The organism is Pseudoduganella violaceinigra DSM 15887 (genome assembly GCF_000425385.1).
Lineage (GTDB): Bacteria > Pseudomonadota > Gammaproteobacteria > Burkholderiales > Burkholderiaceae_D > Rugamonas > Rugamonas violaceinigra.
On record NZ_AUDI01000029.1, the window covers coordinates 15,987 to 30,311 of the forward strand.

12 protein-coding genes and 1 pseudogene are annotated in these 14,325 nt (G+C 56.8%); 5 read left to right on the plus strand and 8 right to left on the minus strand.

From position 1 onward, the window contains the following. Positions 1 to 116 precede the first annotated feature (116 nt). The 4 genes from yidC to rpmH are packed head-to-tail and all read right to left on the minus strand — an operon-like array spanning position 117 to position 2,649. Entirely contained in the window at positions 117 to 1,847 is a 1,731-nt protein-coding gene (yidC, locus tag H597_RS0115965; RefSeq protein ID WP_028103025.1) for a membrane protein insertase YidC, read from the minus strand. A gap of 8 nt (positions 1,848 to 1,855) precedes the next feature. Beyond that, entirely contained in the window at positions 1,856 to 2,086 is a 231-nt protein-coding gene (gene yidD / locus H597_RS0115970) for a membrane protein insertion efficiency factor YidD (RefSeq protein ID WP_028103026.1), read from the minus strand. After that, a complete protein-coding gene (gene rnpA / locus H597_RS0115975) occupies positions 2,083 to 2,490 on the minus strand; it encodes a ribonuclease P protein component (RefSeq protein WP_083941128.1) in 408 nt (135 codons plus the stop codon). Before rnpA ends, yidD begins: the two co-directional genes overlap by 4 nt. A 21-nt stretch (positions 2,491 to 2,511) precedes the next feature. Beyond that, positions 2,512 to 2,649 carry a 50S ribosomal protein L34 gene (gene rpmH, locus H597_RS34165; RefSeq protein WP_078035393.1) on the minus strand — a complete coding sequence of 46 codons (138 nt, stop codon included), beginning with the start codon at positions 2,647 to 2,649 and terminating at the stop codon, positions 2,512 to 2,514. 427 nt (positions 2,650 to 3,076) lie between these two features. Between rpmH and dnaA the strand changes: the two genes are divergently transcribed. The 3 genes from dnaA (at position 3,077) to gyrB (ending at position 8,338) form a co-directional block, all read left to right on the plus strand. Continuing rightward, entirely contained in the window at positions 3,077 to 4,468 is a 1,392-nt protein-coding gene (gene dnaA / locus H597_RS0115980; protein ID WP_028103028.1) for a chromosomal replication initiator protein DnaA, read from the plus strand. Between the two features lie 114 nt (positions 4,469 to 4,582). Continuing rightward, positions 4,583 to 5,689: a DNA polymerase III subunit beta gene (dnaN, locus tag H597_RS0115985; RefSeq protein ID WP_028103029.1), complete on the plus strand. Its 1,107-nt coding sequence runs from the start codon at positions 4,583 to 4,585 to the stop codon at positions 5,687 to 5,689. Between the two features lie 153 nt (positions 5,690 to 5,842). Beyond that, entirely contained in the window at positions 5,843 to 8,338 is a 2,496-nt protein-coding gene (gene gyrB / locus H597_RS0115990; protein WP_028103030.1) for a DNA topoisomerase (ATP-hydrolyzing) subunit B, read from the plus strand. 434 nt (positions 8,339 to 8,772) lie between these two features. Here gyrB and H597_RS0115995 read toward each other — a convergent pair whose 3' ends face one another. The 3 genes and pseudogenes from H597_RS0115995 to H597_RS36245 form a co-directional block, all read right to left on the minus strand. Next, positions 8,773 to 10,746, minus strand: a complete 1,974-nt coding sequence (locus H597_RS0115995) for an ATP-binding protein (RefSeq protein WP_229632189.1) — start codon at positions 10,744 to 10,746, stop codon at positions 8,773 to 8,775. Between the two features lie 111 nt (positions 10,747 to 10,857). Continuing rightward, complete coding sequence (locus H597_RS0116000) at positions 10,858 to 11,895, minus strand: AAA family ATPase (RefSeq protein WP_028103032.1); 1,038 nt, start codon at positions 11,893 to 11,895, stop codon at positions 10,858 to 10,860. A gap of 261 nt (positions 11,896 to 12,156) precedes the next feature. After that, a pseudogene (locus H597_RS36245) lies at positions 12,157 to 12,339 on the minus strand (AAA family ATPase); the annotation flags it as partial. 486 nt (positions 12,340 to 12,825) lie between these two features. Here H597_RS36245 and H597_RS0116005 point away from each other — a divergent pair. Together H597_RS0116005 and H597_RS0116010 are read left to right on the plus strand one after the other, a co-directional pair. Beyond that, positions 12,826 to 13,158: a transposase gene (locus H597_RS0116005; protein ID WP_267871889.1), complete on the plus strand. Its 333-nt coding sequence runs from the start codon at positions 12,826 to 12,828 to the stop codon at positions 13,156 to 13,158. Further along, a complete protein-coding gene (locus H597_RS0116010) occupies positions 13,155 to 13,985 on the plus strand; it encodes an IS3 family transposase (RefSeq protein WP_028103034.1) in 831 nt (276 codons plus the stop codon). Before H597_RS0116005 ends, H597_RS0116010 begins: the two co-directional genes overlap by 4 nt. A 14-nt stretch (positions 13,986 to 13,999) precedes the next feature. On the opposite strand, the gene H597_RS31190 is transcribed toward H597_RS0116010, so the two are convergent. Further along, positions 14,000 to 14,325, minus strand: a 326-nt coding sequence (locus H597_RS31190) for an integrase core domain-containing protein (protein ID WP_035374452.1), incomplete at its 5' end; no start/stop codon positions are given.

The window sequence follows — 14,325 nt, forward strand, 5'->3', positions numbered from 1 at the left end:
GCTGATTTTGTTCTTTAAAACCGGTAAACCGGGGTCAGACCCGCTGGGTCAGACCCCTTCTGCTCGCCGGCTACCGGTTTCAAAAAAAAGCCCGCGACTGGCGCGGGCTTCTTTAGTTACTTGGCGGTGCCAACCTCAAGTTTTTTGGTGATCACCCACTGCTGCGCAATCGACAGCAGGTTGTTGACCACCCAGTACAGCACCAGGCCGGATGGGAAGAAGAAGAACATGACCGAGAATGCGATCGGCATGAACATCATCATCTTCGCTTGCACCGGGTCGGCAGGCTGCGGGTTCAGACGGGTGGTGACGTACATCGAGATCGCGTACAGCACCGGCAGGATCGCCCATGGGTCGTGCTGGGTCAGGTCGGTGATCCACAGCGCCCATGGAGCGCCGCGCATTTCAACCGACGCGTTCAGCACCCAGTACAGGGCGATGAACACCGGCATCTGCACGAAGATCGGCAGGCAGCCGCCGAGAGGATTGATCTTCTCGGTCTTGTACAGCTCCATCATGGCCTGGTTCATCTTCTGCGGGTCGCCTTTGTAGCGCTCGCGGATCTCGGTCATCTTCGGCGTCACGGTCTTCATCTTCGCCATCGAGCGGAAGGAAGCGGCCGACAGCGGGAAGAACAGCAGCTTGATCGCGATGGTGAAGGCGATGATGGTCCAGCCCCAGTTGCCGATCACGGAGTGGATCGCAGCCATCGCGCCCCACATTGGACGCGCAACAATCGCCAGCCAGCCGTAGTCTTTCACCAGGTCCAGGCCTTCGGTGACGCTCTTCAGGGTTTCGGTGTCCTGCGGGCCGGAATACAGGCGCGCATTGTTGGTCACGGTTGCGCCAGGCGCCAGGGTGCCCAGCGGCTGCACGACGCCGATGGAGTACAGGTTGTCGCCTTCCTTCTTGGTGAAGACTTCGCGTTCCAGCTTATCCTGCGGTACGAAGGCGGATACGAAGAAGTGCTGCGAGATCGCTACCCAGCCGTTGTTGGCGGATTTCACGTGCTCGGCCGGAGACGGCTTGCCTGGATTGTCCTTCATCCATTCCGCATCCTTCTCGATCTTCTTGAACTCGTACTTCTTGTACTGGGTCTCGGCCGTGAACATGGTCGGGGCGATGAACGCCGGGTTCATGAAGCCCGAACCTTCCGGCGGCGTGCCGTCATGCTTCAGCTGCAGGTACAGCTGCGGCGCCATCGGCGCGGCGCTGGTGTTGGTGACGGCGTGCTGCACGCCCACCACGTAGTCGCCCTTCTTGAAGGTGAAGGTCTTGGTCAGCTTGACGCCGCCCTGCTCCGCTTCCAGTACCAGTTGCACCTTGTCGGCGTCGTTCAGCATGCGCGCGCCAGGCTTGGCGACGAATGCGGTCTGGTGGTTAGGCAGGCCGGGCGCGCCGACCAGGCCGGTTTCGCCCAGGTAGGTGTACTTGCCTTCCTGGCGGAACAGCACTTCGGCGGAGTGGCCGCCCTTCGGTTTGCAGAACTCAAACAGGCCCCAGCAGCCGTTGAACCAGCCAGGATCGCCGCTGCCCTTGTGCTTCAGCAGTTCCAGGCGCTTGACGGTGCCGCCCAGGGTGTCGATATCGACGCGCATCACGTCGGTGGTGATGGTCACCACTTCGGTCTTGATCGGTTCGGCGACGGCGGTGGCGCCAGGGGTCGCGGCGGCAGCGGCGACAGCGGCAGGCGTGCCGGAAGCGGTCGCGGATGCCGAAGCCACAGACTTGGCAGGAGCCGGAGCAAACATGGACGGCTTGCCGGTCGAAATCAGCCAGTTATTCCACAGCATGACTATCGATACGGCGAAGACGATCCACAGGATTGAGCGTTTATTGATATCCATTCGGTTCTTCAGGAGTGGTTGAAGTGCTTGGGCGGCACGGGGTCGACCCCGCCCGCGTTCCAGGGATGGCAGCGGCATACCCGGCGCGCGGCCAGGTAACTGCCTTTAGCCGCACCGTGCTCGCGCAGGGCTTCCAGCGCATAGGTGGAGCAGCTAGGGTAAAAGCGGCAACGCGGCATCATCAGCGGCCTGATGGCCAGCTGGTAGAAGCGTATCAGGAGCGAGAGCAGCGTTTTCATTTGGCCGGCCGGGCCTTGTTGGCCGAAGCGAAGAGGCGCGCCAGCTCCTGGCGCAGTTCGGCCTTCAGCTTGGCGGTGGTGGCCGGGCCGTCCTTGCTGTTGACGGGGCGCGACAGGCGCACCACGCAATCGATGGCGGGCAAGGACGTAACACGGAACAGCTCGCGCGTGACGCGTTTGATGGTGTTGCGGGTTACCGCCCGCGGTGCAAAGCGTTTGGCAACGACAATGCCCAGCCGCGCATTCGGCAGCTGGTTCTGGCGGGTATAGAGCACGAAGTGCGCGCTCTTCTGCGTTGGGCGCAAACTAAAAACGGATGAAAATTCATCCGTTTTTATGATGCGCCGAGCGCGAGCGAAGTCGTGTCTGCCTTCGCCTGTCGAGCTGTTAGGACAGCTTTCCACGCGATCAGCTAACAAGCGTGCTTAAACTACAGCCAGACGCTTGCGGCCTTTTGCACGACGTGCGTTCAGGACTTGACGGCCGCCACGGGTAGCCATACGGGCGCGGAAGCCGTGGGTGCGCTTGCGACGCACAACGGAAGGTTGGTAAGTACGTTTCATGTTGGTCTCGCTAAAAAATACAAAATCGGGACGGACGGTGTCCCTAAAAATGTTGGTGCCAATGACATTTCGCGCACTGCGCCAATCTCACTGCCCGCTAAATCCGCGCGTCGTATCTGAAAAATCACGGACTACGGGCGGGGAACCCAGGATTATCGGGATTTTTCGGTTTACTGTCAACCACTTAAACCGGTAAACCAGTGTCCGACCCGAAGGGTCTGACACTTGCCTGCGGCGGCCCCGAATGGGGGCGGCCCCTGCGGACCGGGCCCCGCCCTGCCGGCAGGGTTGCGAATAAGCCAACCTCAGCACGGTTGTGCAAAAATTCTGGTTAACCTGTGGATAACTTCCGACTTAGCGGCTAGAATAGCGCGTTACGTGTGGCGATTCGAACGCCCTCCCACACTTTTTGCATATAGATAGATTCATGGATAATTTCTGGCAGTCCTGTTCCCAGCAACTGGAACTTGAGCTGACGCCGCAACAATTCAGCGCTTGGATTAAGCCGCTTGTGCCCCTCGATTTCGAGGACAACAAGCTGCGTGTTGCTGCGCCAAACCGGTTCAAGCTGGATTGGGTGAAGACCCAGTTCGCGAGCCGCATCACGGCCCTGGCCTGCCAGTACTGGGAAACCCAGATCGACGTCCAGTTCGTGCTGGACCCGCGCACCCATGCCCTGAAAAAGCCCGCCGCGCCCGCCGTGGTGTCCGGCCCGATGACCGACATGCGCCCGGAAACCCCGGCCGCCGCCGCTGCGCCGACCGCCGCCGCCGAATACTCGAACCCGAAAGGCCGTGAAAACAGCCGCATCAACCCGGACCTGACTTTCGACTCCTTCGTGACCGGTAAGGCCAACCAGCTGGCGCGCGCCGCCGCGATCCAGGTCGCGAACAACCCTGGCGTTTCGTACAACCCGCTGTTCTTCTACGGCGGCGTAGGCCTGGGTAAGACCCACTTGATCCACGCGATCGGCAACCAGGTGATGGCCGACCAGCCGGGCGCCCGCATCCGCTACATCCACGCAGAGCAGTACGTTCGCGACGTAGTGACCGCTTACCAACGCAAGGGTTTCGACGACTTCAAGCACTATTACCACTCGCTGGATATGCTGCTGATCGACGATATTCAATTCTTCGGCGGGAAGTCCCGCACGCAGGAAGAATTCTTCTATGCGTTCGAAGCGCTGATCGCGGCCAAGAAGCAGATCATCATCACCTCGGACACCTATCCGAAAGAGATCACCGGCATGGATGACCGCCTGATCTCGCGCTTCGACTCCGGCCTGACGGTGGCGATCGAGCCGCCGGAACTGGAAATGCGCGTGGCGATTCTGCTCAAGAAAGCCAAGTCCGAAGGCGTGACCCTGAACGACGACGTTGCCTTCTTCGTCGCCAAGCACTTGCGCTCCAACGTGCGCGAGCTGGAAGGCGCGCTACGCAAGATCCTGGCGTACTCGCGCTTCCACGGTAAGGATATTTCGATCGATATCGTGAAAGAGGCGCTGAAGGACCTGCTGTCTGTGCAAAACCGCCAGATTTCTGTGGAAAACATCCAGAAAACGGTGGCGGACTTCTTCAATATCAAGGTGGCGGACATGTATTCCAAGCGCCGCCCGGCCAATATCGCCCGCCCGCGCCAGATCGCCATGTACCTGGCCAAGGAGCTGACCCAGAAATCGCTGCCGGAAATCGGCGAACTGTTCGGAGGACGCGACCACACTACCGTGCTGCACGCCGTGCGCAAGATTGCAGCGGACCGTACCAAGAACCCGGAGTGCAACCATGAGTTGCACGTCCTCGAACAAACGCTGAAAGGCTAAACCGGTAACCCGGGGTCCGACCCAAGGGTCGGACCCAGAACTATCGGTTTCAGACTGCTATACTGTCGAGTTAACAAAAGAACCAACGTACCAACCCATTAACTGAGGATATTTATGCAACTGGTCAAAACCACCCGAGACACGCTTCTCCGGCCACTGCAGATTGTGAGCGGTATTGTCGAGCGTCGGCACACTATGCCGATTCTGGCCAATATCCTCATCCGCAAAGAAGGGGAAAGCGTCTCTTTCCTCTCCACCGACACGGAAGTCCAGATCACCACCAACGCAGACATCGGCTCGGGTGCCGACGTCACCGGCACCACAGTCGCCGCGCGTAAGCTGCTGGACATCCTGCGCGCGCTGCCGGAAGCCGGCGACGTGACCATGACCCTGCTGAACAAGCGCCTGACCGTCCAAAGCGGCAAATCGCGCTTCGCCCTGCAAACCCTGGCCGCGGAAGAATTCCCGACCGTGCAGCAAGCCGAAAGCTTCACCGCATCGTTCCAGCTGCCGCAAAAAACCCTGAAGCACCTGTTCAACATGGTGCACTTCTCGATGGCGCAGCAGGACATCCGCTACTACCTGAACGGCCTGCTGCTGGTCCTGGACGGCAACAAGGTGATCGCCGTGGCGACCGACGGCCACCGTCTGGCCTTCTGCCAGGTGGAGACCGACCAGAACTTCGCCCGCGAAGAAGTCATCATCCCGCGCAAGACCATCATCGAGCTGCAACGCCTGCTGGAAGAATCGGACGACGCCGTATCGCTGGACATCGCCGCCTCCCAGGTGAAGCTGCAGTTCGCCGACATCGAGCTGATCTCCAAGCTGGTCGAGGGCAAGTTCCCCGACTACACCCGCGTGATCCCGAAGGGCTACACCAACAACTTCACCATCGGCCGCGAAGAGCTGCTGCGCTCCCTGCAGCGCGCCGCGATCATGACCAGCGATAAGTTCAAGGGTGTACGCTGCATCATCACCCCGGGCTCGCTGAAGATTTCCTCCACCAACGCCGACCAGGAAGAAGCGGTCGAAGAACTGGAAATCGACTACGGCGGCGACAGCGTGGACATCGGCTTCAACGTCACCTACCTGCTGGACGTGCTGAATAACCTGAAGTGCGACCAGGTGAATGTCGCGCTGGGCGACAGCAACTCGTCGGCCCTGATCTCGATTCCAGAGAACGCAGACTTCAAGTACGTAGTAATGCCGATGCGCATTTAAAACCGGTAACGCGGGGTCTGACCCGCAGGGTCAGACCCCCGTGTGCCGGAGCCGCTGGCCCCAGGTCAGATGGTGTCCGACCCCACGGGTCTGACACCGGTTTACCGGTTTAAAGAGAGCACAAAAGTAATTCGTTAAAAGAGAAAGCAGTCCATGTCCGAAAGCCACAACGAACAACCCAAGGCCAAAGCAGAAGAATACGGCGCCGCGTCGATCCAGATCCTGGAAGGCCTGGAAGCGGTCCGCAAGCGTCCCGGCATGTACATCGGCGACACGTCCGACGGCACCGGCCTGCACCACCTGGTATTCGAGGTGCTGGACAACTCGATTGACGAAGCGCTGGCTGGCCACTGCTCCGAGATCCACGTCACCATCCACAGCGACAACTCGATCTCGATCACCGACAACGGCCGCGGCATTCCCGTCGGCCTGAAGATGGACGACAAGCACGAGCCAAAACGCTCCGCAGCCGAAATCGTGCTGACCGAGCTGCACGCCGGCGGCAAATTCGACCAGAACGCCTACAAAGTCTCCGGCGGCCTGCACGGCGTGGGCGTCAGCTGCGTGAACGCACTGTCCAAACTGCTGCGCGTGACCATCCGCCGCGACGGCAAAGTGCACCAGATGGAATTCGTGCGCGGCGCCGCGCAGAACCGCGAAATCGAAATGCTCGACGGCGTGGCGGTCTCCCCGATCAAAGTGATCGGCGAAACCGACAAACGCGGCACCGACGTGCACTTCTGGGCCGACGAAGAGATCTTCACCCACGTGGAATTCCACTACGAGATCCTGGCCAAGCGTATCCGCGAACTGTCCTTCCTGAACAACGGCGTCAACATCAAGCTGACCGACCAGCGCAACGGCAAGGAAGAAATCTTCGCCTTCGAAGGCGGCACCCGCGGCTTCGTTGAATACATCAACAAAGCCAAGACCGTCCTGCACCCGACCGTGTTCCAGGCCACCGGCGAGCGCCAGTCCGACCAGAACACCACCATTTCGGTCGACGTCTCCATGCAATGGAACGACGCCTTCAACGAACAGGTACTCTGCTTCACCAACAACATTCCGCAGCGCGACGGCGGCACCCACCTGACCGGCCTGCGCGCGGCAATGACGCGCGTGATCAACAAGTACATCGACGAGAACGACTTCGCCAAGAAGGCCAAGGTAGAAATCAGCGGCGACGACATGCGCGAAGGCCTGACCTGCGTGCTGTCCGTGAAGGTGCCGGAACCGAAGTTCTCGTCCCAGACCAAGGACAAGCTGGTCTCGTCCGAAGTGCGCGGCCCGGTGGAAGAAATCGTCGCCAAGACGCTGACCGACTTCCTGATGGAAAAGCCGAACGACGCCAAGATCATCTGCGGCAAGATCGTGGAAGCAGCGCGCGCCCGTGAAGCAGCGCGCAAGGCCCGCGACCTGACCCGCCGCAAAGGCATCATGGACGGCCTGGGCCTGTCCGCCAAGCTGGCCGACTGCCAGGAAAAAGACCCTGCCCTGTCCGAACTGTACATCGTCGAGGGTGACTCCGCAGGCGGCTCCGCCAAGCAGGGCCGCGACCGCAAGTTCCAGGCGATTCTGCCCCTGCGCGGTAAGGTGCTGAACGTGGAGAAGGCGCGCTTCGAGAAGATGCTGTCGTCCGAGCAGATCACCACCCTGATCGCCACCCTGGGCACCAGCATCGGCGCCGACGAATTCAATATCGAAAAGCTGCGCTACCACCGCATCATCATCATGACCGACGCGGACGTCGACGGCGCCCACATCCGCACCCTGCTGCTGACGCTGTTCTACCGCCAGATGCCGCAGCTGGTCGAGCGCGGCCACATCTACATTGCGCAGCCGCCGCTGTACAAAGTGAAGGCCGGCCGCGATGAGCGCTACCTGAAGGACGACCTGGAAGAAGCCGGCTACATGATGAATGTGGCACTGAACACCGCCGCCCTGACCCCGCGCGATGGCGCGGACATCATCCAGGGCGAAGCGCTGGGCGAACTGGCACGCCAGTACAACATGGCCAACGCCATCATGACCCGCCTGACCCGTGTGATCGACCGCGCCGCGCTGACCGCCATCATGACCGGCGTAACGCTCGACCTGACGACCATCGACGCAGCCCAGGCATCGGCCAAGGCGCTGGAAGCGAATATCAACGACAACGCCGTCAAGGTTGGCGTGACCACCGACGAACTGTCCGACAAACACACCCTGCGCATCGAACGCCTGCACCACGGTAACGTGAAAGTGTCCGCGATCGACGCCGACTTCGTGCAAGGCGCCGACTACCGCGTGCTGGCCGACGCCGCCGCCACCTTCACCGGCTTGATCGGCGAAGGCGCCGTGATCCGCCGCGGCGAAGGCGAACGCACCAAGGAAAGCGGCGTGGTCGACTTCCACCACGCCATGCAGTGGCTGCGCGACGAAGCGGAACGCACCGTTTCCAAGCAGCGCTACAAAGGTCTGGGTGAGATGAACCCAGAGCAGCTGTGGGAAACCACCATGGACCCAACCGTCCGCCGCCTGCTGAAGGTGCAGATCGAAGACGCGATTGCCGCTGACCAGATCTTCACTACGCTGATGGGGGATGATGTGGAACCACGCCGCAACTTCATCGAAACCAACGCTCTGCGCGCTGGCAACATCGACGTTTAAACTAACTTGTAGGTAGTCCCAAAAGCTGGCATTTGGGGAACCATAAGCTGGCAAAGAACAAAGAGGCCCATACAGTAATTGCATGGGCCTCTTTGTTTTAGGTGCTAAGCTGCGCTTGGCGGTGCGTCAAAATTCTTCGATGTTCGTTTGCTTGCGGAATTGCCCCACTCCAATTGACCCGCCTTCCACTGCCTGGCAAATGCAGCCAAGCGGTCATATGACCCTTCACAGCCCGGCTCCTTAAGGTCCAAGTGGAGCTGTTGCAAATTGCGCCGCTGTTTGCGGGGCTTGCATGCCTCGGCCTTGAGCCAGGCTGAAAGCTGCACCGAATCTTTGTCCAAGAGGCTTGATGATTGCCGCTCCGCACAAGAGGGCTCTGTGGTTTCCGACCGCAGGTATCACCGGACGGTATTGCGGCAGATGCCCAGTCGACGTTATTTCACCTCCGCAAGCTCAACCTCCAACATGTCCAGCTGCTGCACGGCGATGGGCTCAATGAACCTGCTCAGTTCTATCTGCTGCTCCAAAAGGAATGGAGCATCTTTCACCTTGTCATAAAGCTTCAAAAGACGCTGTTCAGCGCGACTCAAAATAATGCTATACAACAGGGGCTGAATCCTCACCTTGTCGTTGTCTTCAGTGCGGGTACCGCCTTCACCGGATTCAATCTGATCACCAAGGACGAAGCCATCCACCCGCGTGTTAGGCTGTATATACCCCTTTTTCTTCAATTCCTTTACGTACTTCCAAATCTGCTCCTTTTCCTTGGAGCCCAGTGAGAGCTTGGTGGTCTTCAAATCAACGATGACTAGGTGGCCTACGCCCACTTCTTCATGTTCTTCGTTGTACGAGGGCAGAGAATAAAAGCCGATACTGCCGTCGCCCCGAATCACAAAGTCTGGCCGATTCAACGAAGCCTTTTCAGCCGTACCATCAAACAGCTCACGGATGACGGTGGTCATGCCTTTGTTGGACGTGAAGTGGATGGATTCAAACTTATCTCCAAACATCCAGAGGCCCTTGGCAAAGAGCGGCTGGAGTTCTTTGACTTCATCGATTCCTGCAACCTGAATCTTGATCCTTAATTCGTTGATGACTTTTAGCCGGCCCTGAATTTCGTCAAGAACGACCTTCGCCATGCCAATGGTCCACTGGCTCAAAACGTCGTGAAGGGCATCCAGGTCATGTGTGTCTTGGCTGTGAAGAATTTCAAGCAGCCCATACTGCGACTTGCTCTTTTCCAGCTTCGCCAGAATGCTTGTCAGTTGCACGATCTCCTGCTCACCAAAATTAGGGCAAGCATCTACGACTTCATTAACGAATGTCGTGACACGATCTTTACTCAAAAGTGGCAGGGCATTTACCGACTGGCCAACTCGCTCAAGAACAGCACTACGCTTATCTTCACGTTCCGCCTTACTTGAATCAAAAATGATTTTTCGAATGCAGTCTTGGACCGCTTCGCGGGTTTTCATCCATGCTTGGTTATCGTCCTTAAAACCACTCCAGTCACTCAGCACTGCATCTTTGGCATTCAGGTAGTCAGCTTCAACGATGAAGGTAAACCGTTTGGCTTCCGAGGATCGTCCATCAAGGATGCGTTCGTAGTCACTACGACTCCACTTGCAATCACCGACAGCACGCCCTTGCACCCACCATGCCAGCCCATGCTGCTTTGTCGTTCTATCAGCCTTTTTTGTGTCAATGTGAAGGATCGTTACCTCTCCATATCCCGGCACAATGACCACACTTTTTGAGAGCAAATTTGGGATATCGTTGAACGTGATTTCACTGCCATTCAACTTCACCTTGAATGCTGGGTTGGCAAGGAAGCGACTGCCGATTAATTCACGAGCCTTATCTTCCGAGAACATGAGCCGTGGGATATCGCCATTCCCAACAATTTCCGTTCCATGACCAACGACACCTTTATTCGTAAAGGAGACTTCCTCAAGGACTAGTGGATCAGTTGGGGTTCGGTGAACACGGCAGACGAACTCCTGGCCATTTTTCCTAGAGGTGATCAGATACTCAGAGGAAAAGCAGAAACTGGCAAAACGTCCCTTGCCGTTTTTGCCGAACACAGCTCGCGGTAGTCCTTGAACATCGGCCGGCGGCAGCGTCGTAGCATCACCAGTGCTGAGTCGGTTGTATGCGATGGTCCGCCAAATGTGCTGGAATTCTTCACGAGTCATTCCATGCCCGTTGTCTACAATCTTGAACTGCCTTTCAAGCTCATTTCCCGGCCATGTGATTTTTACTTCCGTGGCATAGGCGTCCCAGCAGTTGGCGACAAGTTCAACGATTGCCGTGGCGGGGTCAGTGATGATAGAGCCCGCATAGCTTTCCAAGAAGCGCTCATCATAAAGAAGTGTTCTTTGTTCCAATTGATCCCCTTGCTGACTCATATTTGAAATCCGAAAAATTCGGAATTACCACAGCCTTCTCTAGACTAATTTTCTTCTGCCCGGACACATCAGGTCACAAGATAAGTTTTTTGAAACGATGACTCGATTAGCTCAGTGCATGGAAGCATTCACCACTGCGAGGAACTCAATAATCTCCGCTGCGGATTGCGCCAACGCGCTACGTGCGCGGCGTTCATCCTCGTTTAGCCAGGCGATAACTTCAATTAAGAGCTGCCGCTTCTGTATTCGCTTCTCTTTTCGGTCAGGGATGCCCAAAACTACCGCAACACGATCTGCAAAGTGCTCGGGGTAGTAGCTTTCGAAGTTTGACTGTGAAAAATTCCCGAACTGTCCTTCCCGCGCTTGAGGGAACGACGCTTTAAGTCGCTCCGTAACTTCGAGGCCAGACTTGTCACCGTCTAAACGGACCCAGGTCGCATGTCGATAGATTTCTTCCAGATGCGTGAATAGAACCATTCTGTACAAGGCCGCGAATGTTGGTTCCGCATTGTCTACTCCATCCGAAGAAAGAAGTCGTAGGTTCGTGAGACGTGGCACAAAGTATGGAATCAGGAAATCTCGAATGATCCGCTCAGCAGAAGACTCCTCTAAGATCAACCAGCCGTCCCATAGATCGAAGTCTGAAAGAGAGTATCCCAGCTTCCTTAACACGTCCGACCTAGCAGCAACGGTATCCGGCACTTGCGTCACGACTGAGGTCGGCATTGCTGACTCTGCTTGCTCTACTTCGAACAGCGACCCACTACCGCTTCCAAGGTATTGAACAACAATATTCGAGTGAGTGGTGACGATGAATTGGTTACGGTCCGCACCGGAAAGAATCATTTCGAGCAAGGCCTTCAACGCACTTGGATGCAGGTCATTCTCGGGTTCCTCAATTAGAAAGATTTTGTCCTTCGCAGTGACCAGTTCTACCAGGAGCGCAGCGATTGATGGTACGCCCTCTCCCATCTGCTCGAGGTACAACGGCGTGTCGTCAGGAAGGAAGATGCCGGGCCGAGCACCGTTATCAGACGGTATCGCGGAAAGCACAAAACCAAGGATTGCATTGCTTGCTGCCACGTATTGCTCGTGGCCGGGACAGCTTTGCACGGTGATTCTCGCGAGCTTAGAGGTCAGGAACGCCATGTTAAATGCGCCCGTCGCGTAGGCTGACCGAATATCTTCGGTATAACCTACCAGTTTCCGCTTTGAGTAATACGGGACAATACAAGTCGACGCCCCTTTGTCCGGAACTTGGTGCCGTTGGGCACCAAATTCGTCTTTGAGTGTGAGTCCTTCCGGCGGCCTTGTGTGCCTAATATGTAATGTCGTTGCGTTGCGCGCAGGATCACCATTACTTGCTGGGAGCGCATCGAGATGGTCGCACGTCAGAACTACTTCCGCCGATTTGGCTCCGGCCCGAATATCGCCTTCCCCGTACGAGCTGCCAACCTGCGCCAAACTAATCGCTCGAAGAATCGATGACTTTCCGACGTTGTTCGGTCCGACGAATATGTTGATATTTCCGAGCTCAAGAGGCAATTCTCGGAAACACCGAAAGTCTTTGATTAAGAGTCGCTGAATTCTCATTTTTTGCTGAAGATCGCAGTAGTGGCCTAGGCACCGATTTGAATCGATTCTCTTAATGTTCAACTAAAAGGTCTTTGCGATACTTCGTATGAAGACATTCAAAGCTCCCTGGCTGGTTATCTGTTCGAAATTTACCATGAGTTTCCCGCTACAGGAAAGTTTGAGTAAGCTTGCATTAGAACCTCAATGAACGAAGTGTTTTTCCTTCGTCTTTTGGTTGACAATACCAGAGAACGCGCGCCATGGTGCACGCAAAAACAATGGAGCGAATATCGAAATGCAGTTTGTGAATCGAGGCCCCGACATCCCCGACAGTCTGTTGCAGGCACATGAGGATGGAAGAGTTGTTTTCTTTTGTGGCGCAGGTATCTCCTACCCCGCTGATCTTCCATTGTTTGATGGCTTGGTCAACCGAATTTATGAGAAATTGGGAACAACGCGTACTGCGATCGTGTAACGACCCAGTGAATTCCCGCTCAGGTGATAATACAGAAAGGACATCACGTGAGCATGGTCATGGAAGAGGAAGTAAAACGCTGGACGGCGAAGCGCAAAGCGGCGCTGGTCACGGAAATCATCCAGGGAAAAACGACAGTTGCAGAGGCCAGTCGGGCCTTCGATATGCCGCCCTCGGAAATCGAGGAATGGGTTGACGAGGCCAAGCGCGGCATGGAGAACGCCTTACGGGCCAAACCTCTCGATGTGCGCGAGCAATATGAGCGCCAGATCAAGGAGCTTCAGGAAGCCTACGGCGAAGCGATGCTTGAACTGCGTGCTCGAAAAAAGCTGGCGTCCCTGCTGGGCGAGGAAGAGAAGTGATCGAAACGATCCGCCAGGGACTAGAGGAAGACGGTTTCAAAGTTTCGATCAGTAAGCTGTGCCAATGGTTCGAGATGCCGCGCCGGACGGTGTACTACAAGTCCGTCAAGGCAAAACCTAAGGTTCAGGCGCGCTTTGCCGAGCCGATTAAAGCGATGATCAACAAAGAGCCTTCTTTTGGCTATCGCACCGTCGCGGCTCTGCTTGGCTTCAACAAGAACACGGTGCAGCGCATCTTTCAGCTGCGCGGTTGGCAGGTGAAAAAGCGGCCGATTGGATTCAGGCCACGAGTTCAAGCCTTGCCGTCAGTGGCGACAGCACCGAACCAGCGCTGGGCGACCGATATGTGCCGGGTATGGGCTGGCCGCGATGGTTGGACGGTCTTAGCCTTGGTCATCGATTGCCACACCCGCGAGCTACTGGGCTGGCATCTGTCCCGCTCTGGCAAAGCCAAGACGGCCGAAGCAGCACTGGAGCAGGCGCTCATTGCCCGCTACGGGACGTTGGGTAGAGTGACTGCGCCGTTCTTGCTGCGGTCGGACAATGGCTTAGTTTTCACGAGCCGAGGCTACACCAGGCTGGTTAGGAGCTACGGTTTGCGGCAGGAATTCATCACGCCTCACTGCCGGGAGCAAAATGGCATGGTGGAGCGCGTCATCCGAACCTTGAAGGAGCAATGTGTACATCGTCATCGCTTTGAAATTTTGCAGAACGCCAGCCGGGTCATCGCTGACTGGATTGGCTTCTATAACAACCAGCGTCCACACCAGGCGCTGCGCATGAAAACACCCGCTGAGACGTTTAGATTTGAGGTGTACTGTCAATAGCGGACACTCTTGTTTCAAGCCGCCTGCATCTGTTTGCTGAATTGTTCTGCAAATAGTGCTGGAGGAAGGTAGCCAAGACGTGAGTGGCGCCGCTGGCGGTTATAAAAGCTTTCGATGTATTCCTGTATTGCGGACATGGCTGCACCGCGTGTTGCATAGCGTTGGTGATGAACCAGTTCATTTTTCAAGCTGCCCCAGAAGCTCTCCATCGGGGCGTTGTCGTAGCAGTTCCCCCTGCGTGACATGGATCCCTTCATTCCAAACTGTTTCAACAGCTGCCGATATTTATGTGCACAATACTGACTTCCGCGATCGGAGTGATGAATCAATCCAGGTGCCG

Coding starts and splice junctions, on each gene's coding strand:
- yidC (WP_028103025.1), bottom strand. CDS start 1,847: ATGGATATCAATAAACGCTCAATCCTGTGGATCGTCTTCGCCGTATCG.
- H597_RS0116000 (WP_028103032.1), bottom strand. CDS start 11,895: ATGGCGTTCCTGACCTCTAAGCTCGCGAGAATCACCGTGCAAAGCTGT.
- yidD (WP_028103026.1), bottom strand. CDS start 2,086: ATGAAAACGCTGCTCTCGCTCCTGATACGCTTCTACCAGCTGGCCATC.
- dnaA (WP_028103028.1), top strand. CDS start 3,077: ATGGATAATTTCTGGCAGTCCTGTTCCCAGCAACTGGAACTTGAGCTG.
- dnaN (WP_028103029.1), top strand. CDS start 4,583: ATGCAACTGGTCAAAACCACCCGAGACACGCTTCTCCGGCCACTGCAG.
- gyrB (WP_028103030.1), top strand. CDS start 5,843: ATGTCCGAAAGCCACAACGAACAACCCAAGGCCAAAGCAGAAGAATAC.
- rpmH (WP_078035393.1), bottom strand. CDS start 2,649: ATGAAACGTACTTACCAACCTTCCGTTGTGCGTCGCAAGCGCACCCAC.
- H597_RS0115995 (WP_229632189.1), bottom strand. CDS start 10,746: ATGAGTCAGCAAGGGGATCAATTGGAACAAAGAACACTTCTTTATGAT.